Annotated in this window: 23 protein-coding genes; 16 read left to right on the top strand and 7 right to left on the bottom strand. The window is 46.6% G+C overall.

Annotated features, from left to right (window positions below; translation table 11 throughout):
- Window positions 1–3 precede the first annotated feature (3 nt).
- Complete coding sequence (locus tag Y696_RS05535; protein ID WP_121509872.1) at window positions 4–669, bottom strand: 5'-methylthioadenosine/S-adenosylhomocysteine nucleosidase; 666 nt, start codon at window positions 667–669, stop codon at window positions 4–6.
- A gap of 48 nt (window positions 670–717) precedes the next feature.
- A complete protein-coding gene (locus Y696_RS05530; RefSeq protein ID WP_014730771.1) occupies window positions 718–1,122 on the bottom strand; it encodes a DUF1292 domain-containing protein in 405 nt (134 codons plus the stop codon).
- Between the two features lie 109 nt (window positions 1,123–1,231).
- Between Y696_RS05530 and Y696_RS05525 the strand changes: the two genes are divergently transcribed.
- A complete protein-coding gene (locus tag Y696_RS05525; RefSeq protein WP_121509871.1) occupies window positions 1,232–1,828 on the top strand; it encodes a hypothetical protein in 597 nt (198 codons plus the stop codon).
- Here the strand turns inward: Y696_RS05525 and Y696_RS05520 are convergent.
- The 5 genes from Y696_RS05520 to Y696_RS05500 form a co-directional block, all read right to left on the bottom strand.
- Window positions 1,808–3,127 carry an SH3 domain-containing protein gene (locus Y696_RS05520; protein ID WP_121509870.1) on the bottom strand — a complete coding sequence of 440 codons (1,320 nt, stop codon included), beginning with the start codon at window positions 3,125–3,127 and terminating at the stop codon, window positions 1,808–1,810. The genes Y696_RS05525 and Y696_RS05520 overlap by 21 nt on opposite strands.
- 11 nt (window positions 3,128–3,138) lie before the next feature.
- Window positions 3,139–3,969: a carbohydrate ABC transporter permease gene (locus tag Y696_RS05515; RefSeq protein WP_183084178.1), complete on the bottom strand. Its 831-nt coding sequence runs from the start codon at window positions 3,967–3,969 to the stop codon at window positions 3,139–3,141.
- 11 nt (window positions 3,970–3,980) lie between these two features.
- Complete coding sequence (locus Y696_RS05510) at window positions 3,981–4,901, bottom strand: carbohydrate ABC transporter permease (protein ID WP_257212012.1); 921 nt, start codon at window positions 4,899–4,901, stop codon at window positions 3,981–3,983.
- Between the two features lie 69 nt (window positions 4,902–4,970).
- Window positions 4,971–6,311, bottom strand: coding sequence for a sugar ABC transporter substrate-binding protein (locus tag Y696_RS05505; RefSeq protein WP_121509868.1), 1,341 nt, complete (start codon window positions 6,309–6,311; stop codon window positions 4,971–4,973).
- A gap of 28 nt (window positions 6,312–6,339) precedes the next feature.
- Window positions 6,340–6,912, bottom strand: coding sequence for an HAD family phosphatase (locus Y696_RS05500; RefSeq protein ID WP_259459856.1), 573 nt, complete (start codon window positions 6,910–6,912; stop codon window positions 6,340–6,342).
- 246 nt (window positions 6,913–7,158) lie between these two features.
- Here Y696_RS05500 and Y696_RS05495 point away from each other — a divergent pair, with 246 nt between their 5' ends.
- The 15 genes from Y696_RS05495 (at window position 7,159) to Y696_RS05425 (ending at window position 19,858) form a co-directional block, all read left to right on the top strand.
- On the top strand, window positions 7,159–7,842 hold the full coding sequence (locus tag Y696_RS05495; protein ID WP_121509867.1) for a Crp/Fnr family transcriptional regulator: 684 nt from the start codon (window positions 7,159–7,161) through the stop codon (window positions 7,840–7,842).
- A gap of 185 nt (window positions 7,843–8,027) precedes the next feature.
- On the top strand, window positions 8,028–9,107 hold the full coding sequence (ychF, locus tag Y696_RS05490; protein WP_121509866.1) for a redox-regulated ATPase YchF: 1,080 nt from the start codon (window positions 8,028–8,030) through the stop codon (window positions 9,105–9,107).
- Window positions 9,088–9,885 (top strand): TatD family hydrolase, encoded by a 798-nt coding sequence (locus Y696_RS05485; protein ID WP_121509865.1) that lies wholly within the window; start codon window positions 9,088–9,090, stop codon window positions 9,883–9,885. The genes ychF and Y696_RS05485 overlap by 20 nt, the downstream gene beginning before the upstream one ends.
- Before the next feature lie 8 nt (window positions 9,886–9,893).
- The gene (locus tag Y696_RS05480; protein WP_121509864.1) at window positions 9,894–10,235 is read left to right on the top strand and encodes a carboxymuconolactone decarboxylase family protein; all 342 of its coding nucleotides are present in this window, start codon (window positions 9,894–9,896) and stop codon (window positions 10,233–10,235) included.
- On the top strand, window positions 10,235–12,925 hold the full coding sequence (gene polA / locus Y696_RS05475; protein ID WP_121509863.1) for a DNA polymerase I: 2,691 nt from the start codon (window positions 10,235–10,237) through the stop codon (window positions 12,923–12,925). The genes Y696_RS05480 and polA overlap by 1 nt, the downstream gene beginning before the upstream one ends.
- An 18-nt stretch (window positions 12,926–12,943) precedes the next feature.
- A complete protein-coding gene (locus tag Y696_RS05470; RefSeq protein WP_099772239.1) occupies window positions 12,944–13,225 on the top strand; it encodes an AtpZ/AtpI family protein in 282 nt (93 codons plus the stop codon).
- Entirely contained in the window at window positions 13,179–13,511 is a 333-nt protein-coding gene (locus tag Y696_RS05465) for a hypothetical protein (RefSeq protein WP_257211996.1), read from the top strand. Before Y696_RS05470 ends, Y696_RS05465 begins: the two co-directional genes overlap by 47 nt.
- Window positions 13,501–14,340 (top strand): F0F1 ATP synthase subunit A, encoded by an 840-nt coding sequence (gene atpB, locus Y696_RS05460; protein WP_121509862.1) that lies wholly within the window; start codon window positions 13,501–13,503, stop codon window positions 14,338–14,340. The genes Y696_RS05465 and atpB overlap by 11 nt, the downstream gene beginning before the upstream one ends.
- A 12-nt stretch (window positions 14,341–14,352) precedes the next feature.
- Window positions 14,353–14,598, top strand: a complete 246-nt coding sequence (locus tag Y696_RS05455) for a F0F1 ATP synthase subunit C (RefSeq protein WP_099772236.1) — start codon at window positions 14,353–14,355, stop codon at window positions 14,596–14,598.
- Window positions 14,599–14,631: 33 nt separating this feature from the next.
- Entirely contained in the window at window positions 14,632–15,117 is a 486-nt protein-coding gene (gene atpF, locus Y696_RS05450; RefSeq protein ID WP_121509861.1) for a F0F1 ATP synthase subunit B, read from the top strand.
- A complete protein-coding gene (gene atpH / locus Y696_RS05445) occupies window positions 15,114–15,665 on the top strand; it encodes an ATP synthase F1 subunit delta (protein WP_121509860.1) in 552 nt (183 codons plus the stop codon). Before atpF ends, atpH begins: the two co-directional genes overlap by 4 nt.
- Window positions 15,662–17,176, top strand: a complete 1,515-nt coding sequence (gene atpA, locus Y696_RS05440; protein ID WP_121509859.1) for a F0F1 ATP synthase subunit alpha — start codon at window positions 15,662–15,664, stop codon at window positions 17,174–17,176. The genes atpH and atpA overlap by 4 nt, the downstream gene beginning before the upstream one ends.
- Before the next feature lie 6 nt (window positions 17,177–17,182).
- A complete protein-coding gene (gene atpG / locus Y696_RS05435) occupies window positions 17,183–18,016 on the top strand; it encodes an ATP synthase F1 subunit gamma (protein ID WP_121509944.1) in 834 nt (277 codons plus the stop codon).
- 20 nt (window positions 18,017–18,036) lie between these two features.
- A complete protein-coding gene (gene atpD, locus Y696_RS05430) occupies window positions 18,037–19,458 on the top strand; it encodes a F0F1 ATP synthase subunit beta (RefSeq protein WP_121509858.1) in 1,422 nt (473 codons plus the stop codon).
- A complete protein-coding gene (locus Y696_RS05425; protein WP_099772231.1) occupies window positions 19,451–19,858 on the top strand; it encodes a F0F1 ATP synthase subunit epsilon in 408 nt (135 codons plus the stop codon). Before atpD ends, Y696_RS05425 begins: the two co-directional genes overlap by 8 nt.
- The last annotated feature ends 424 nt before the right edge of the window (window positions 19,859–20,282 follow it).

Genomic DNA, 20,282 nt, shown 5'->3' with positions numbered 1-20,282 from the left:
TTCTCACTCCCTGTCTATATAGTGATTCTTCATTATCTCGACGAGTAGTTCAGATGACCTTCCCGCAAGTTCCGGGAAATGCATGTCGAAATCCCTCTTCGAATTCTCATCTGCCATGTCTAGAATTGTTTTTATTACAAGATAACTACATTTATTCTCGTAAGCGGTCTTTGCGAAGGGCGCAGAATCCATATCGAGGGCTACTCCTCCGTACGAAGAGTGTATTTCATCTCTCGCCGAGGCATTGGCGACTACTCCGTCACCCGAAAGGATTTTCCCGAATTTTCCTGCCTTGAAGTAGATCTTGAGGAACCTCATAAGAAGCGTGTCGGGCGCTTTCATTACCATCTTACCTTCGCTAAGAGGGAAGATTGTGTCATATTCCTCGAACTCGGTACCGACAACCACATCGCCTATCTGCACTGATTCATCGATTCCGGCGGCGCATGAAGAGAGAACGGCCAATCTCGGATTGAAGCGATCAATCAATCTCTGAGTGAGCATCGAAGACTCGACCTTTCCAACGAAACCACCACAGGCAACGACTTCATTGTTGCCAATAACTCCTCTGCAAAAGTGTCTGCCAAGTATCTCTCCTGACTCAAGCACGAGCATGCTATCCATTAAAGGTTTCACTTCTGGAAGAAAGACGCCGAGAGCAAGAATCATGTCAACACCTCCATAGAGGATTATAACAAAAAGGGGACCTCAGGTCCCCTATTCTTCTTCTTCGTCATCCTCTGCTATCATCTCTTCGACGAGTTTGTTCCAGGCTTTGGAAACCTCTTCAAACTCCTCGTCTTCGACGGAGTAAAGGTAAGGGTTTTCGTTCTCGTCGTACTCGACCCTGAAAACTATATAACCTTCCTCTTCTTCATCTTCGGAAGCGTCATCTTCCTCTTCATCGGCTTCCTCGTCGTCCTCCTCGAAAAACTCCTCAACTACCCAGTAAGTATTGTCGTTGTTCTCGAATTCGGCTATTACAGTGAAGTGGTGTTCGCTTCCGTCTTCGTCCGTGACTGTAAATCTGTCTACATCACTAACTAGATCGTGGTCGTGATCGCAGTTTGGATCGTTGCATTCTTCAGAAACGTGAAATTCAAGTTCCTTTTTCTCTTCCATCATAAACCTCCGTTTGTCACTATTCGGTACATACTAACACAGGACCGAAGAAGACGCAACTTGCCGATGTGAATGTATTGATATACACTGTTTCTGGAGTGTGAGGGCATTGCTCGAAATCGAAAGGAAGTTTCTTTTCAATACGAAGATTCCGGAAGAGGTGATAGAAGAGGCTACAAGGCATCTGCTGATTGTTCAGTGGTACCTCAACCCTCCTGATAGGCGTCGGATAAGGATCATTGTCGATGAATCAGATTTTTATGTGGTTCAGACCTTGAAATCGGGAGCGGGCCTCATCAGGGAAGAGATCGAGAAAAGAGTCGATCTTTCACTGATAATCAAAATGAGAAAGGAACTGAGGGTCTCAAAGGCCGTTATGAAGTCGAGGCATGTTTACATGAGAAATGGAATTGAAGGTGTCGTCGACTGGTACCTTCTACCGCGTATCGGTTACGTTCTCGAAGTTGAGACCTCTGATCCGGAAGCAGTACTGCCCGATCCCTGGAACTACTGGCCGCTTCCCCGTGACTCTTTTGAAGAAGTTACCGAAAATCGGTCATATACTGCGAGATCAATCTCTGTATCAATCAACAGCATAGCGGGAATTATCCCGGAGAGAATAGAATCGATCTCCGATCACCAGATCAGCGAGTTCCGTAGACTTCTTCAGCCAATTTATGGAGATTCAGGCGGAATCGATTCTTAGCGCCGTCGTAAGCTGCTCCAGATAGCTCTTATCGCTGTTCATAGTACGTACCGATAGATCGACCACAAAGACACCATGCACGGAAACCTTCTTACCTTTCGAATCCCGATAACCCGCCCCATCATGAATCGCAAAGAAGCGTCCATTCTCCTCCCCGAGGTAAATTAAAGTATGTCCAGGCATGTACAAAGGATTACCTGGTTTCAAGGAGGACAGCTGAGACCTTCTGTGTTCAACATCACCTTCGAAAATTATCCTGTTGCTTGATCCAAACCGTTCCTGCGCCCAGGTATCTCGCGGTAAAAAGATTCCGAAGCTTGCATAGATGTCCCGAACGAATCTCGAACAATCCCTCCTGTTATAGAGGTCACCCCAGCCATATCTCTCTCCGAGCATTTTGAAGGCCTGATCCAGGATAGCTCTTCCTGTTAAATCGAGATCGCCAATTCGGACGTCTTCGCTCATTCTAACGAGTGCTTTCCTGAAGCCGAGCAAACCGAGCCTATCTCTGTACGGAACTGAAACAGTAAAACAGGAGAATGGACCCTGAGCATGAAGGTTTTCGTTCTCCGCAGGCTTCTCAAGAGGCAGCCTGTCGCCCATCTGCAGGATGAGCCCGAGAGAGTTCATAACAAAGGGATCTGGTTCGATCTCCACCCTGTTGCCCGTTGCGAGTAGAAATGGAGAAGCTTTCATGAAGGACAGAACAGCTCCTCTTTTCTTGGCTACTGCTGTATCGTTTGTCTTGATCCATCCCCTGTAAAAGGGAGTTTGGACAAAAATCCATGACATATCCCTGCTTCGTGCAAGGAGCGCAAATGGCGTACCGATACTCACGGCCGTTAACTGGAGCATATCGTTATCTATGTACTCATCACATGAAATAAGATCGGTAGGAAGAACTCTGAGATCTGTTCTTCGAGTTACCAAACCAAATCTCACCGCCATATCCTGATTTAGGATAGCGGTTGCATTATCAATGATGTCGTTTCGAATCTCGGCCGGAACTTTGTCTCCTTCCGACGTGAGAAGAGATCTTTGGAAGAAGGTTTCGGGAATCGTATCGTTAATCGATTTCCTCACTTCCTCGAAAGGAACCGAAGATGGACAGTCTTCCAAACTGCAAGCAAATTCTAATTTCCCGGCGTCTCTAGCTCGTAGGATTATTGCGCTGTTGAAGGATTCTATCTCGTCCTTCAACATCCAAATTGCGTCCGGGTTTTCCATTCTTCTACACCAGTAATCAGACTCTTGCTTTTCTTGTAACACTCCTTCAGGTGTCGCAATATACTTTTCCATAGCCCACTCCTTCACTTTATCGCTCCTACCGTTATTCCTTTCAAGAAATACTTTTGGAAGGCAAGGAAAACTATGATCATCGGTATGGCCGAGTATGTAGCGCTTGCCATAAGGTATGAATACTGCATCGGTACCTGCTCCTGGAGAAGAGAAAGACCGGCCTGAAGGGTTCGCATCTCGGAGGTGTTCGTAACTATAAGAGGCCACAAGAAGCTATTCCACTGTCCCATGAATGTGAATATTCCTAGAACAGCCATAGCCGGTTTAGAAATCGGAACAATGATCTTCGCAAAGGTTTTGAACTCGCTCGCACCGTCAATTCTTGCCGCTTCGATGATCTCTGTGGGTACAGATACCATGAACTGTCTCATAAGGAAGACTCCAAAGGGCGCGGCAATGGCGGGCAGAATCAGCGCTTGATAAGTGTCCACCATTCCCATTTTCGAGATCAGGATGTACAGGGGTACAAGGGTTACCTGGGTCGGTATCATCATCGATGCAATATATATCGAGAATATCACCTTGCTTCCAGGGAATTTCTTCTTCGCGAGAGCGTAGCCTGCCATTGCACAGACGAAAATCTGAGCAAGAGTAACCGTTCCGGCAACAATAAAACTATTTAGAGTCCATCTAAAAATTACTTTTCTCTCGAAGAGATCCTTGAAATTCTGAAGAGTCGGATTCTTAGGGATGATATCAGGTGGAAACTTCATAGTCAATGAAGGTTGCGTAAAAGCCGTTGCAACCATCCAGTAAAGGGGAATAAAGGCAAGTGATGCAAGCACCGCCAAAATAACCAGCGAAATTATCTTTTTTATGTTAGTCTTAGTCTTCGCTTTCACAGCCAATCACCTCAATACTCCACATTTGAGCCGAGCCACTTGAACTGGATTATTCCAAGAACTACCAGTATCGCAAACATAACCATCGACATTGCAGAAGCAAGGCCGAGATTATAGTTCTTAAAGGCGGTCTCGTAAATCAAATAGGCAACGGTCGTGGTGGAGAATTCCGGTCCGCCACTCGTCATAATGTATATGTTCGAGAAGGTCTGAAAATTCGCTATTGTACCCATTACGAGAGAGTAGAGTATAGTCGGCTTCAAGAGAGGTAGGGTAATCTTTCTGAAGATCGCCCAGGAACTGGCCCCTTCAAGCGTTGCAGCTTCGAAATAATACTCCGGTATCGATGCCATGGCTGCAGAGAGGAGCACTATTGTCGAACCCCCGCCCATGATAACCTGCATCATTATTAGGGATGGCATTGCCGTCAAGGACCTTCCAAGCCACACTACTGGTTCCAGACCGAGCAAAGACATAAAATAGTTGAGAAGTCCGAAGTTAGGATTGAAAACCCAAAGCCAGATCATGGAAACAATGACCGTAGAAGTGACGTGGGGCAGATAAAAGGCCGCTTTGAAAAATGTTTGGATGCCCTTTCTAAACGGGTAAATGAGAACCGTGACAAGCAAGGCCTTTCCTAACCACAGTGGAACCACTCCAAAAGTGTATATAAAGGTGTTTTTCAAGGATTTTAGAAACAGCCAGTCGCTCAGAATACGTTTGTAGTTGTCGAACCAGACAAATGTCTGAGAAAAGACATTGTACTTAAACATACTCAGGTACATCCCCCAACCAACCGGTACAAGGAAGAATATTGCAAAGAGGGCAAAATGCGGAAGAATGAAGAGATATCCCGATCTGCCCTTCCACACGTCTTTCAACGTAGTCTTTCGTTTTATTGGTTTAACTGGAATCTGCTCCAAATCGACCACCCCCATTAAATGGGAACAGCCCCGGGCCCTTGGGGCAGAGGCTGTTCCCTTCAACTCATTTGATTAGAATCAATAGTAAGAGAGTGCCCGGTTGGCCTCGGTTACAAAGCCATCGAGGGCCTCCTGCGCTGTCTTAGTCTTTCCGAAAGCCCCCTGCATTGCGCTGGTGAAGAACTTGGATATCTCAGACCACGGGAAGCTCTGTGATCCAAAGAACTCCATTCCAGTCTCGTCCATTATCCTTGCGAATGTCTGAGCCTGCTCGTTCAAGTAAGCATCATTCTGGAAGAGCATGGCATTTACAGACTTTCTTGCAGTGAGATATATAAGGCTTTCCAAAAGAGCAGTGTTTTCCTTGTTCGTCAGGAATCTGGCGAACTCCATAACGGCTTCCTTCTTTGCCTCATCCTTCTGTTTGAAGACGACAAATCCACTGGCCGATGCATAAGATACGCCCTTTTGTCCTTCGAGATGAGGGAACGGAGCAATCACCGGGTAGAAGGCTTCGGCAAGCTGACCGGATTTTACATAACGTGTGATTCTTCCAATTTCGTAAGGACCGCCAAAACCTATACTGGTTCTGTGAGAGTGAAAGTTTCCAATTACGTCGTAGACGCCCATAGCCTCGACTCCGCTCGGTGCAACTCCGTGAACTTCGACCAGATCGAGAAGAAACTGAAGTCCGGCGACTGCCTCTGGTGAGTTGAAGATGACCTTACTTTCATCTTCGTTGATAAGCTTTGCACCATGTGCGTAGATGAAATTCATGAGGTTGTGGGTATCCTGTGCTCCAAAGCTGATCGCATAGTGATCGATCTTTCCATCTCCATCGGAGTCCCATGTCAGCTTCTTCGCAATCTCCACAAACTCCTCCATAGTCCAGCCTTCTTCAACGATCTTCCGCCAATCGACCCCGGCCTTTTCGAAGTCTGGAGTGTAGAGAAGCATGCTCGTTCCCATACCGTTTGTTCCGAGATTCCACGGCCAGATGTAATGCTTGCCATCGACATAACCCGCATCAAGAGCGAGTTCATAGAAGTCTGCAAGGTCTTCTTCGGTAAGGTAGTCGTCGATAGGTTCCAGAAGTCCCGCTTCGACCCATCTGGTATCCCAAACGGGGCCCTTGAAGATGTCAGGCTGGGTCCCAGTCGCAATGGCCGCAGCCATTTTCTGAGAGTATTCGGTGTTTCCGACAACGACATACTTGACTTCGACGTCTGGATGAAGTCTCATGAACTCCTCAGCGGCCCACTTCGGGAAGTCCTCCTCCGTTGGGGCCTTATCGGACGGGAAGCCTGGAGGTGCGATTCTCCAAGGGTTGATCCACCAGGTGATGGTGGTCTTTCCAAGCGCAGAAATTGGTACCGCGAGCATTAGCAATACTAAAAGAATTACGCCAAGCCTTTTCATAGTAACACCCCTTTCGATGTGAAGTTACTCAAAGGTATTCTCTGAGTCTTTTTTCTAAAGCTGTTGAATCAGTAAAATGATAAGAAACAATTCCTAGTTTGGCAGCGGCCTCAACGTTTTTTTTCGTGTCATCCGTGAAGAAAGCTTCTTCTGCGCAGCAATTCTCTTCACGAAGGATATGACTGTAAAATGCCTTGTCTGGTTTTGCATATCCGATCAAATGTGATGCATATACCCTGTCGAAGACTTCGTAGTCGCCCCGCGACCTGTGTATTTCGTAATGCGACTCGATTGTATTTGTACCGGCAACCACCCTGTATTTCCTTCGAAGTTTCTCGATTATTCTGACGGTCTCCTCCATTGGAGTCGGTTTGAAAAACATGTCCCAGATATTCCTCGGGACCGGTCTACCGAGCTTTCGAGAGAAAACGTAAACGAATTCCTCTACCGTGATTCTTCCCGTCTGCAAAGCAAGGAGATTATCCATTTCCGCAATCTCCACAAACTCCTCTTTCGAGATACCGAGAAAACCGCTTATCGACGGAACCACACTTGTATTTTCTGCAACAACCCCACCCACATCGAATATGAAAAGTCTCAAGATTGCCTCCATAATGTCTTTACAAGAGTACAAGCAGCGGACTCAAAAGCTTGAGATTAGCTAAAATGCTGACCCGCAACAACTCCAAAAAGAAGATATCAAAGTATACTGAAAATATCATACAATTTTAAGGATGCTAAAATCAAGTGCTTAAGACTTACACTGCTGGAAAACAACAAATCAAACAACAAAAAACAACTAATCTGGTTATAATCAAAGTGAATCGACCTTTCACGGGGGTGGCTTTTGAATCCTTTAATTTTCAATCTTGGAAGATGCACTTTGTTTGGAGGGATAAAAGTCGGCGAGCTTGAAAGGATCTTCGGAAGTGTAAATCACAGGATCAGTTTCTTCCTGCCCGGAGAACTTGTCGAAGAACAGAATGCCATCTGTGATGAAATGCTTGTCCTTCTTCAAGGACAGACAAAGGCGCAAATGCAGGATTTCTCCGGCAGGGTCATGACAATTGAAACAATGGAGGCTCCATCTATACTAGCTTCCGGCTTTCTCTTCGCTACAGAGAATCGTCTCCCTGTAGATATTGTCTCAACTGCGAAAAGTGCGATTCTTTACATCGAAAGAGATGGAATTCTCTGGCTTTGTAAGGAGTATGAGGTATTTTTGAGAAACCTACTTAGGAATATGGGAGACAGACTGACTACTCTGGCAGAAAAGGTGTGGATGCTCTCTTTGAACACTCTGAATCAAAGGTTGGCAAACTTTCTTCTCAGGCAAAGTGATGATCTGGGAGATGAGTTCGAACTGAAGACTACGAAGGAAGAGCTTGCTGATGCTCTTGGAGTGGCCAGACCCTCCCTGTCAAGGGTCTTCTCTGAGTTTGTTGCGCAGGGGCTAATCAAGCAGGACGGAAGACAGATAAGGATTCTGGACAGAGCCGCCCTGAAGAGGATAAGCGGTCACACAGTGTAGCCCCTTTTTTCAATTCCAAGCTACGTTTGAGCAGTGTTCTAATTTCACTACGGCGTTCTGCAGTGAATCTATTTCATGGGTGAAGAGACTTTACAGGACCCTTACCTTCCCTCACTTGTTTTAATCTGGCTTCCCATTGCAGTCCCTATTCTGATAATATAGATTTGTCAAAAGGAGGCGTTGTTATGGAGATAGGCATCTTTGGTCTACCGTTGAGCGGGAAAAGCACGCTGTTCACCCTCCTAACTGGTGTCGAACCCCATTCCAGTCACAAGAACGAGGCTCATACGGCCGTTGCGAAAGTACACGACAAAAGAGTAGATGAACTTTCGAAGATCTTCAATCCAAAAAAAACAGTATATGCAACAGTCTCTTTCACAGATATTCCCGGTTACGATCTTGCGGCAAATCAGAAGGAGAAGAATCGTATTCTCCAGTTTATTCAGAATTCAGAGGCGGTTATGGCGGTGGTTAGAGCCTTCAAAGATACAACAGTTCCTTGGCCTACCGGAGCCTACACTCCCGTCAAGCAATTGGAGACCATAGAAACCGAGCTTCTCGTAAGAGACATGGAAGTGGTAGAGGGCAGACTCTTAAGACTTGAAGAAGCGAAGAAGAAACGAAAGCTATCTGCCGACGAAGAAAGGGAGACTGAGCTTCTCCACCTCATCGAGAAGGGCTTCGACGAGAACAGTTTCGCATCGCAACTTGAACTTGCTGAGGATGATTTGAAACTCCTCGGTTCGCTCGCGCTCTTCACGGCGAAGCCGATAATCGTCGCCATCAACCTTGATGAGGATCAGTTCTCCGCTAATGATTATCCCGAACGTGAGATGGTTCTTCAAAGGATAAGTGAAAGAAACTTCGCGCACATTGAACTTTCAGGAAAGATAGAATCCGAGCTCATGGAACTATCCGAGGAGGACAGGGAGATTTTCATGCAAGAGCTTGGAATCTCCGAAAGTGGCATTGAGAGATTGTCGAGAGTGGTCTATGAACACATGGGCCTGATTTCCTTCTTGACCGTCGGCGAAGATGAAGTTAGGGCATGGACAATAAAGAAAAATACTCCGGCCAAGGCTGCTGCTGGGAAGATACACACGGATTTGGAGAGGAGCTTCATCAGGGCAGAAGTTATACCATACGATGAATTCATGACGGTAAGGAGCATGCAGGAAGCAAAGGCAAAAGGCATGGTGAAGATCGTTGGTAAAGAGGAGATCGTTAAGGACGGTGACATCTTCCATGTCAGAGCCAACGCCTGATTTCTCCTCACTGAAGCTTGTCGACACTCACGCACACATCTCCTTTCCCCAGTTTGATTCAGATAGAGAGAGAATAATCAGGCAAATTGAAGATGACACGATATCTCTTCTTGTTGAGATCGGGACAAATGCAGAGGACTCCGAAAGGGCCTTCAGAACTGTGAAAGGACTGCGAAATGCTTTCTTCTCGGCCGGAGTTCATCCTCATGACAGCAGCGGGCTAGATAAATACGGTCTTCTCAAATTAGAATCTTTGCTTTTGAGTGATAAAGCCGTTGCTGTTGGCGAGATAGGACTTGATTTCTTCAGGAATCTTTCTCCTGTTGAAGACCAGATAAGAGCCTTCAAAGAACAGCTTGAACTGGCGGCCAGGCTGGATCTTCCTGTCGTGGTGCACGTTCGGGAGGCCTACTCCGAAGCTTACGAGATGCTCAAAGAATTCGGGCACTTCAAGGGAGTAATTCACGCCTTTTCCGCTGATTTAGAATATGCGAAAATGTTCGTGGAGCTGGGGTTCTTCCTCGGAATCGGCGGGCCATTGACATATAAGAAGAATGATGAGCTCAGGGAGGTCGTAAGGGAAGTCTCTCTTGATAGACTCGTTTGCGAAACCGACTGTCCTTATCTTCCGCCAGTTCCATTCAGAGGTAAACGGAACGAGCCCTACTACGTCGGATATGTCATCGAGGAAATTGCGAATCAGAAAGGGATTTCGCCGATCAGTTGCTCAGAAAGCCTCTTGAACAACGCAATGAGAGTATTCTCTATCTCACTTTAGGAGGAAAAATGGGAAGACTTGAAGATTTCAGAAGTTTTCGAGAAAGGATGAACAATAGAATCCTTGAAACTGGTAACATAGATACGAAGCGTTTCTTCTCGCTGGACGGTGCTGTTTACGAGGATGGGGCGCTGGATTCGAAAACTAAAGAGTTGATGGGTCTTGTGGCTTCGGCAGTTCTCAGGTGTGACGATTGCATCGCTTATCACATAATTCAATGCAAGGCAACGGGATCCAGTAGAGAAGAGATCATGGAGGTGCTCAACATAGCACTGATAGTTGGGGGGTCGATAGTTATTCCTCACTTTAGGAGGGCTGTTGAGCTACTCGACGAACTGGAGGCAGAGTAATGCCCGGAAAACTGTTTCTCTTTGATGGAACTGCAATCTTCTACCGTGGTTACTACGGGATAGATGTAACACTCACTAATTCCAAGGGTGAACCAACAAACGCTCTCTTTGGAACGGCGAGGATGTTGTCGAAATTCACTCGAGAGAGAATGAAGAATGGTGACTATGCTATCTTCGCTTTTGACCGAAAGGAAGCTACGAAGCGTCATGAGGCGTACGAATCATACAAGGCAACTCGTGAGGCTATGCCAGATGCCCTTGTAGCACAACTCAAGGACATTCCTGAACTAGTCGAGGCCTTCGGCATAAAGTTTCTTTCGATAGCCGGAATCGAAGCCGACGATATCGTTGCAACGGCTGCGAAGAAGTACCGTGATAAAGTAGACGAAGTGCTTATAGTAACCGGCGACAAGGATCTTCTTCAACTGGTGGACGATAAGGTTCACATTTTGCGTTTCGTTACGGGTCTTACCGATCTCGATCTCTACGACAGAGAGAAGGTCTTGTCCAGGTATGAACTGGAACCGGAAAGGCTTCATGCTCTTCTTTCTCTCGCAGGTGATCCGTCGGATAACATACCCGGTGTTCCAGGAATCGGAATAAAGACCGCCCAGAAGCTTCTGAAAGAATACGGTGACATCGAAGGAATCTATGCAAACATCAGGAAACTCAGCCCTGGACTGAGGAAGAAATTGATAGACGGCAGAAGCTCGCTTGAACTTTCGATGGAGCTTGTAAAGCTACTTGACAATGAGGATCTGAACATAGAGCTAGACGACATAAAGTATGAGGGTTTCAGAAAGAACGATTTGCGAAAGATCTTCCTAAAACTTGAATTCTCTTCTATGATGAATGAATTCAACCTAACCGATAAGGCCGATGATTCTTTTGCAGAGATAGATGGATACAGACTAGTCAAGAGCGAAAATGAACTCGAGAGGCTTTTCGAGAAGCTGGTTTCCAACCCAATATTCGCAATAGATCTCGAGACTTCCTCTCTCGATCCTCATTGCGCGAAGATCGTAGGAGTCTCGATTTCCATCGATGAGGGGTCCGGTTACTACATTCCGATTGCACACGAGTCTGACGGGTGGCAGGCAGACCGAGACTATGTCCTGAAAAAGCTTAAGAAGCTTCTTGAAGAAAGGTCAACTAAGATAATCGGGCAGAATTTGAAATTCGATTATTCTGTCTTAGCAGTCAACGGTATCCATCCAGTTGTTCCCGACTTTGACACGATGCTGGCTGCATATCTCCTTTCTCCAGATGCAAAGAGGTTCAATCTCGATGAGCTAGCCATGAAATTTCTCGGGTACAAAACGATAAAATTCGAAGATCTTATGAAGAAAAATCAACTGGGTGATGATTTCACTAAGGTACCTCTAGAAGAGGCGGCCCGCTATTCGGTGGAGGACGCGGATATTTCACTCAGGCTTTCTTCGGTTCTTAGAAAAAAGATATATGAACAGGAACTTGAAGAGATATTCAGAAAGGTTGAACTGGCACTAATTCCGGTGCTTGCGGATCTGGAACTAAATGGTGTTTACTTCGACGTTCCTTCGCTCAAAAACCTTTCAGAGAAGTACGGAAAGATTCTCGATAAAATCCTCGAGGAGTTGTTTGACCTTACGGGAGAGCAGTTCAATCCCAACTCCCCGTCACAGGTCGGGAAGGTTCTCTTTGAAAGACTTGGCCTTACACCTTCAAAAAAAACGAAGGGTGGCTCCTACTCGACGAGCGCCGACGCTTTAGAAGAAATCGCAGATGAACATCCTGCGGTGCAGAAGCTCCTCGACTACAGGAAGTACCAGAAGCTGAAATCGACTTACCTGGACTCGCTTCCCGGGCTCGTCAACAAAGTGACAGGAAGAATTCATACTAGCTATCACCAGACGGGAACGGGGACGGGAAGGTTATCTAGCAGCAACCCAAATATGCAGAATCTACCTATTAGGGACGAAGAGGGAAAAGAAATCAGGAAATGCGTCATTCCTCAGAAGAAGGGCTGGAAGATTGTGAGCGCAGATTACTCCCAGATCGAACTTAGGATTCTCGCACACCTAAGCCAGGACAAGCAGCTTCTTGATGCATTTAAAAACGACAAAGATGTACACAGTTTAACGGCATCAAATCTCTACGGCGTTAAAGAAAACGAAGTAAGTGAAGAGCAGAGAAGAATAGGGAAGATGATAAACTTCTCGATAATATACGGAATCTCTTCCTACGGACTGGCAAGCAGACTAAGGATTCCCACAAATGTTGCCGAAGAGATGATTTCGAATTATTTCAAAGCCTTTCCTGAGGTAAGAGCCTTCATTAAGGACACAATTTCTGAGGCCAAAGACAAGTGCTTTGTGAGGACTATGTTTGGCAGAAAGCGGGAGATCCCTCAGTTTAAGACTAAGAATAGAAACGTGATCCAGGAAGGCGAGAGGATAGCAATCAATACGCCCATTCAGGGAACGGCTGCTGACATAATGAAGATGGCCATGATAAAGATCTATAACCTGCTGAAAGAAAAAGAAATGGAAAGCTTTGCTATTCTCCAGGTTCACGATGAAATGGTCTATGAAGCTCCAGAGAAGGAGATTGAAAAGCTGAAAGAGATTCTTAAGGAGGGAATGTCTGAAGTTGTAGAACTGAGCGTTCCCCTGGATATTGAAATCTCTGTAGGTGATTACTGGTGCTGAAACGGAGACGTAATCCCTTTGAATGAGAAAAACAAGATAAACTGGACGGCGCTGTCAACGCTTTATCAGTTTGCAGTTATTGTGATCGCGAACATAATGGTTTCGGGGGGTATAGGATACTTACTGTATAAGTTCCTCGGAATGGGTAAGGTATGGATTTCTTTTTTCCTACTTTTCGGAGCCTTCTCGGGCATATATAATGGAATAAGATATCTGTTGAAAGAGGCAGAACGATATGATAGAGACAAGGACAATGATGATAAAAACAGCGACAATACTGGCAGCCCTGGCAATGGTTGAAAGCGGCATCTTTGCCTTTATACCGCTTCCCGGTTCTGAGCTGGGTGTCTTTTACGGAACTGCATTTTCCTTGCTAGCTCTACTGCTGATAAACTACGATGCACATATCATGATAACCGAAAAGAAGAGAGCCCCGACCGGGTTTCTCGTGAGATATACCTTCTATGGCATTTGTTTCGGTACTGCATCCACAGTTTCACCCGGGTTCTTCTTAGGGAGTTTTCTCGGAATCATGAATCTTAAAATCGCAACGATAGCCTTTGGGAGGTGGCTCTGTGAATCTTAATCTCACTAAATCCGACAAGATATTCCTCGGAGTTATTTCTGGAGGATATATCTCCGTGCTCATATATATGGTTGTCACAGGCTACAAGTTCCAGCTTGAGGGCGTTGGTCAGCGATGGATCTATCAGCTTCCCTTTGGAGAAGGCCCTCTCAGCAGGGTAAACCCCTTAACGATAATCATGACCTGGGTAGTAATGGGTCTGATAATATTCATGGCTACAAGAGTGAAGGTCTTCAAGATTATCCCGGGGAAGAAACAGAGTCTTCTCGAGTCTCTCCTCGATTACGTTTTCGATCTTGTGAAGGATTCAGTGACTAGAAAGGAGTACATCAGGCCGATCTTCGACATTGCGGCCTCACTTTTCCTTTTCATTCTGGTCTCGAATATCATCGGCAGCTTCCCCGGCATAAATGCCTTCCCTACGGAAAACGGAGGGGTCACGTTCACGATCCTCGCCGATACGTGGTATGCTCCTACATCGGACCTCAACATGAATCTCATGCTTGCATTATTCGTGTTCGTCATGAGTCATGTGTACGCTATAAGAGTCAAGGGTCTGAAGAGCTGGGTCAAAAGTTTCTTCGAACCCATTTGGTGGATGTTTCCGATTAACATAATCGGTGAAATCGCAAAACCGATTTCTCATGCGCTCAGGCTCTTCGGGAACATAATGGGAGGGGCAATTCTAGTACTGATTCTTGGTTACCTTGTCAAATACTTTGTTTTGCCGGCAGCTCTGTGGGGAATATTCGGGCTTTTCTTCGGGGCGATACAGGCGTTGATATTTACGATACTCGCAATAGCATATATTAGCTCATTAATAGAGTAAGGAGGTTTTACTGTGGATATTGGAGAAGGCTTGATGTTGATGGGAAAGTTTATCGGTGCCGGACTTGCCATGGGAATAGGTGCAATTGGAGCCGGTATCGGTGAAGGTAGAATCGGCGCGAGTGCGATGGAAGCAATGGCAAGGCAGCCGGAGATGATAGGAACCCTGACAACCAGAATGATCTTGGCAGACGCAATTGCAGAAACTACCGGTATTTATTCTCTTGTTATTGCATTCATGATTCTTCTGGTAGTCTGAATCTTTTCCCCTGAGCAGAGGAGGGGTGATAACTTGATTGAACTTAATCTGACAGCCATACTGTCGATACTGAATTTTCTGCTGCTCTTTTTTGTGCTGAAGAAACTGCTTTTCGACAAGTTCTTCGATATCATGAAGCAGCGCAAAGAGAAGATACGGAGCGAAATCGCAGAAGCCGAAAAGCTGAGAACTGAAGCCAACGACCTCAAGAGAGAATACGAGGCGAAGATTCAAGAGGCGCGATCATCCTCCAATGAGATAATCTCACAGGCCGAGAGACAGGCGGAGGAAATCGTAAGAAACGCGAGAGAAGATGCCCAACAGGAGATACAGAGAATGTACAAGTCTGCCGAGCTTCAGATTCAGCGTGAACGCGAAGAAGCTGCAGGCGAAGTCAAGGGCGCGATTGTAACCGCAGCCGTTGCAATGGTGGGGAGATTCCTTCAGAAGGAGATGGACGATACTGCCAAGAAACAGTATGCGAAGAGGATTCTTGAGAGCATGGGTGACAAGGAGTGAAGAGAGTCCTTTCTCTGGCCGCCAAATATGCGAACGCGCTCTTTTTGAGCCTTCCTCCGTCAAATAGAGAGCAAGCACGATCTCAGCTGCATGAGCTTTCTGAGATTGTTTCTGATACTGAACTTTCAGAGTTTATTTTCGATCCGACGCTCTCGGCCGGGAGAAAGGCAAGCATTCTTCTCAGCTTCGTTCAACAGCCTCTAGATCAGATAGAGAGACTTGTTTCTCTTCTTGTATCGATGAAGCGACTTGAGCTCCTGGCAGATATCGAAATCTCGTTTGGCGCGAGACTTCTTTTTGAAAGCAATAGAATAGATGTCGAAATCGATTCTCCAGTAGAGCTAGGTTCCGAAGAGAGAGAGGAAATTCTGAAGAAAGTCAGAGAAATAACTGGAATGGAAGGGGTTTTGAAGGTCAACCTTAACCCTAATCTAATCGCAGGATATGTGATCAGGTTCAGAGATGAAGTAATTGATACAAGTCTCAGCGGTCGTTTGAAGAGAGTGAGCCAGGAGTTGGGCTCGGGCCCTCGGGAGGTGAATGAGTGAAGATCAGTCCATCTGAGATTACGCGAGTTATACAGAATCAGCTAGAAAAGACTGATATAGAGTTTGATTATTTTGAAGCGGGAAAGGTCATTCAAATAGGTGACGGCATTGCAAGGGCTTACGGCCTCAAAGGCGTCATGGCAAATGAGCTGGTGAAATTCGAGAATAACGTCTTCGGCCTTGCATTGAACCTTGAAGAGGACAATGTAGGAATAGTTATTCTTGGGGAATATGAGGAGATAAAGGAAGGCGATCTCGTCAGACGAACCGGAAGGATCATGGAAGTCCCCACAGGACCGGAGCTTCTGGGAAGAGTCGTGAATCCTCTCGGAATTCCCCTCGATGGAAAGGGACCGATCAAAACAGAGAGTTATAGACCGGTTGAAGTCAAGGCAACTGGGGTAGTAATGAGAAAACCGGTCGACACTCCTCTACAGACCGGAATAAAGGCAATAGATGCAACAATCCCCATTGGAAGAGGGCAGAGAGAGTTGATAATTGGGGATAGGCAGACCGGGAAGACTGCCATAGCGATCGACGCGATAATAAACCAGAAGGGACAGGGCGTCAAGTGCATCTACGTTGCAATAGGGCAGAAAACGGCAGCCCTTGCGAGGATTATCGACAAGCTTAATCAGTTTGGCGCGATGGAGTATACGACGATTGTATTCGCTTCGGCTTCCGAAACGGCGTCTCTCTCCTATCTTGCTCCCTATGCGGGAGCTGCAATGGGCGAACACTTCATGTTTGAAGGCCAGGACTCTCTCGTCATATATGACGACCTTTCCAAGCACGCCGCTTCTTACAGAGAACTCTCATTGCTGCTCAGGAGACCGCCGGGAAGAGAGGCATATCCCGGAGATGTCTTCTATCTGCACTCCAGGTTGCTCGAGAGAGCGGCAAGACTGAACGAAAACTACGGCGGAGGATCGCTCACCGCGTTGCCCATAATTGAGACGCAGGCAAACGACGTATCGGCATTCATACCGACAAACGTGATATCCATAACCGACGGACAGATATATCTGGATCCAAACCTCTTCTACGCTGGAAATCGACCGGCAATCAATGTCGGCCTTTCAGTTTCGAGGGTAGGAGGCGCTGCCCAGATAAAGGCAATGAAGAAGATTGCGGGAAGTCTTCGAATCGAGCTGGCTCAGTACAGAGACCTGCTCTCTTTTGCCCAGTTCGCGACTGAACTTGATAAGGCCACCCGCGACCAACTGACAAGGGGAGAGAAACTGACAGAACTTCTGAAGCAGGATCAGTACGTCCCAATGCCCGTTGAAGAACAGGTTGTCGTTCTTTATGCCGGGACCAAGGGCTATTTGGATGAGATGGAAAACTCCAAGATTTCGGCATTCGAGACCTCTCTTCTGAAGACTCTTAGGAGCTCTTACAGCGATGTACTGAATTCAATAAAAGAGAAGAAGGTTATCGAACATGAAATTGAGACTCGTCTTAAGAAAGCAATAGAAGAGACGAAGAAGCTGTTTACTGAGCGAGGATGATTGACGGTGAGCAAGGGTAAACTGCGAACGATAAAGAAACGCATCGAGTCAACGAACTCGACGATGCAGATTACCCGCGCTATGGAGATGGTCGCGCGGGCAAAGATCAACAAGATTCATAAGGGACTGAAATTTGTGAGGCTCTACGAAAGGGCTATGGAGAGAGCCTTAGTCAGAGCTTACTTTGGTGATACAAATCACCCGAAGATTGAGGGCGAAGGAGAGATTCTTCTTGTAGTCAGCTCGGACATGGGGCTTGCCGGCGCTTTCAATGCCGAGATAATGAAGGCCGCTGAGCGCGAAGTTGAGAAGTCGGATATCATACACATCGTTACGGTCGGTATCAAGGCAGAAAGCTATTTTAAGAAGAGCGGCTTGCCTATAACCGCGTTCAGTCATTTCTACGATACTCCAGATCTTGACGAGGCAGCGATCATCGTTGACGACATTGTCGATGTCATGGAAGATAGGAATGCGTCAGGCTTGAAAATGGTTTACAGTCTTTTCAAGAATCCTCTCGCTCAGATGCCCAAAACCGTCAGACTCCTTCCAGTTGAAGATCTCGAAAAACCCGACAATGACTTGTTTGATTTTGAACCTGAAATCGAGGTTCTGTATAAAGATGTTCTTAACTCTTGGCTTGTTGCAAAGGTTCTTCAGGGCTTATACGAAACGAAGGTCGGGGAGCTTTTCTCCAGACAAACCGCAATGAAGAATGCAACTGAAAATGCGAAAAGTATGATAGAACAGTTGACTCTGGTGAGAAATAAACTGCGCCAGTCGAATATCACTCAGGAGATAATCGAAGTTGTAAACGGCGCCGAGGCTCTTAACGGTTGATTGATTTTGGAGGTGTGAGTGTGCCGGACAAAAAGGAAGAAAACATTGGGAAAATAGTCGCGATAACCGGTCCCGTCGTAGACGTATCGTTTGAGGGAGGGAGACTTCCCGACATTTTGAACGCCCTAACAGTAAAGAACGAATTCTTAGATAAAGGGATAGTCCTCGAGGTTGCCCAGTTAATAGGTGACAACAGTGTCAGGGCGATTGCCATGGACAGCACCGATGGATTGGTAAGGGGGCAGGATGTCATTGATACAGGAATGCAGGTGACGGTTCCTGTGGGAGAGGAGATTCTTGGTAGAATGTTCAATCTACTCGGTGAACCGATAGACGAGCTCGGTGAAGTGAAGTTTTCCGATCACTGGGAAATACACAGAGCTGCTCCGTCGGTCACCGATCAGCAGACCGAAGTCGAGATACTTGAAACGGGAATAAAGGTCATCGATCTTCTCGCGCCATTCAGCAAGGGGGGAAAGATAGGCTTCTCCGGGGGTGCTGGGGTCGGAAAGACCGTTCTAGTCATGGAACTAATAAGAAACTTCGCAATCGAGCAGAAGGGGCTTTCAGTCTTTGCCGGGGTCGGTGAAAGAACTAGAGAGGGAAACGATCTATGGCTCGATATGCAGGAAGCCGGTGTCATCGAGAACACCGCCCTTGTATTCGGGCAGATGAATGAACCACCCGGAGCGAGATTCAGGGTAGGTCTCTCCGCCATAACGATGGCAGAGTATTTCAGAGATGTACAGAAGAAGGACGTACTTGTATTCATAGACAATATTTTCCGATTTGTTCAGGCCGGTTCTGAAGTCTCGGCCCTTCTGGGAAGAATGCCGTCTGCCGTCGGTTACCAGCCGACACTCGCTACAGAAATGGGAAACCTTCAGGAGAGAATTACCTCGACAAGATCGGGTTCTATCACTTCGGTTCAGGCAATTTACGTCCCGGCCGATGATTTCACAGATCCCGCACCAGCCACTACATTCAGTCATCTCGACGCCACGGTAAACCTTTCTCGTTCGATAGCCGAACAGGGGCTTTATCCGGCCGTAGATCCGCTGGACTCCACCTCGAAGAATCTCGATCCAGTCGTTGTAGGTCAAGAACATTATCAGGTTGCAAGAAGGGTCCAGGAGGTTCTTCAGAGATATAAGGACCTTCAAGACATAATAGCGATTCTCGGAATGGAAGAACTCTCCGAGGAAGACCAGCTTACTGTCCAAAGAGCGAGAAAGATCCAGAGATTCCTGACCCAGCCGTTCTTTGTTGCTGAAAAATTCAGTAACATGGAGGGCAAGTACGTGCCGATATCGGAAACGATAAGAGGATTTGAAGAGATACTCGAGGGCAAACACGATTCCCTGCCTGAACAGGCATTCATGATGGTTGGGACGATCGACGAGGCAAAAGAAAAGGCAAAGAATCTTACGAAGGATGAGTGAAGTGGCCTTAAAAATCAGAATTATAACTCCCTACGGAATAGAATGGGAGGGCGATGCAGATTTTATCTCGTTCCGGTCGACAGAAGGTGAGATAGGTTATCTGCCCGAGAGGGCCCCTGCATTGATGAAACTGACTGTTGATGTAATGAAAGTACGGTCCGGCTCTAGCACTCTTCAGTTTGCCGTTCACGGTGGCTATGTCCTTCAGGAACGAGAAGGACTTACAATTGTGACAGATGCTGCGGAAACTCCGGAAGAAATCAGTGTTGAGCGTGCCAAGCAGCGACTGAAAAGGGCAGAGGAGTTGCTCCAGGTAAGCAAGTCAAGGCGCGAACGCGCCAGAAACGAGGCCAAACTTCAGAGGCACATGCTGAGAATCAAGATTGGTTCGAGGGAATAATTTGCCCGTCTTAGATTGTGAACCCGTCCTTCGGAAGAGCAGTTGCAAGTTCTTTGTTCCAAGTTGCAAGTCAAAGAATAAAAAAACGTCAAATGCCGTCTGAACTCGTTTCAGCATCTCGATCTAAGAACCGCTGGACGCTTGGAAAAGCCGAGAAAGAACACATTTGAGACGTTCGCTGCGCTCACGAGAAGACGAGAGCGAAAATAGGGACTGACCGGCTCCTAATGTCCCAATTTTTGCTAGAGAACTCCACATCTCGTCATTCTGAACTTGGTTCAGAATCTTTCTTCGAAAGCTATTTCGAGCCTGTTACCTGCTATGCATACCCACGGTTTCTCGAAGCACTAGATCCCGAAACAAGTTCGGGATGACACAGTGAGGAACTTCCAAAAGCCGATGTCGGGATAACTTCCTCAGTTGC

Origin of the sequence: Mesotoga sp. H07pep.5.4, from assembly GCF_003664935.1 — a bacterium.
Classification (GTDB): Bacteria; Thermotogota; Thermotogae; order Petrotogales; family Kosmotogaceae; genus Mesotoga; species Mesotoga prima.
The sequence above is the reverse complement of the archived record's forward strand: the minus strand, read 5'-3'. Positions and strand labels throughout refer to the sequence as shown.

What these genes read in the sequence shown, in the direction of transcription:
- Y696_RS05425 (WP_099772231.1), top strand. Translation starts at nt 19,451, where the DNA reads ATGAGTGAAGTGGCCTTAAAAATCAGAATTATAACTCCCTACGGAATA.
- Y696_RS05485 (WP_121509865.1), top strand. Translation starts at nt 9,088, where the DNA reads ATGTCAGAGCCAACGCCTGATTTCTCCTCACTGAAGCTTGTCGACACT.
- ychF (WP_121509866.1), top strand. Translation starts at nt 8,028, where the DNA reads ATGGAGATAGGCATCTTTGGTCTACCGTTGAGCGGGAAAAGCACGCTG.
- Y696_RS05505 (WP_121509868.1), bottom strand. Translation starts at nt 6,311, where the DNA reads ATGAAAAGGCTTGGCGTAATTCTTTTAGTATTGCTAATGCTCGCGGTA.
- Y696_RS05480 (WP_121509864.1), top strand. Translation starts at nt 9,894, where the DNA reads ATGGGAAGACTTGAAGATTTCAGAAGTTTTCGAGAAAGGATGAACAAT.
- Y696_RS05535 (WP_121509872.1), bottom strand. Translation starts at nt 669, where the DNA reads ATGATTCTTGCTCTCGGCGTCTTTCTTCCAGAAGTGAAACCTTTAATG.
- Y696_RS05530 (WP_014730771.1), bottom strand. Translation starts at nt 1,122, where the DNA reads ATGGAAGAGAAAAAGGAACTTGAATTTCACGTTTCTGAAGAATGCAAC.
- Y696_RS05520 (WP_121509870.1), bottom strand. Translation starts at nt 3,127, where the DNA reads ATGGAAAAGTATATTGCGACACCTGAAGGAGTGTTACAAGAAAAGCAA.
- Y696_RS05465 (WP_257211996.1), top strand. Translation starts at nt 13,179, where the DNA reads ATGATGATAAAAACAGCGACAATACTGGCAGCCCTGGCAATGGTTGAA.
- polA (WP_121509863.1), top strand. Translation starts at nt 10,235, where the DNA reads ATGCCCGGAAAACTGTTTCTCTTTGATGGAACTGCAATCTTCTACCGT.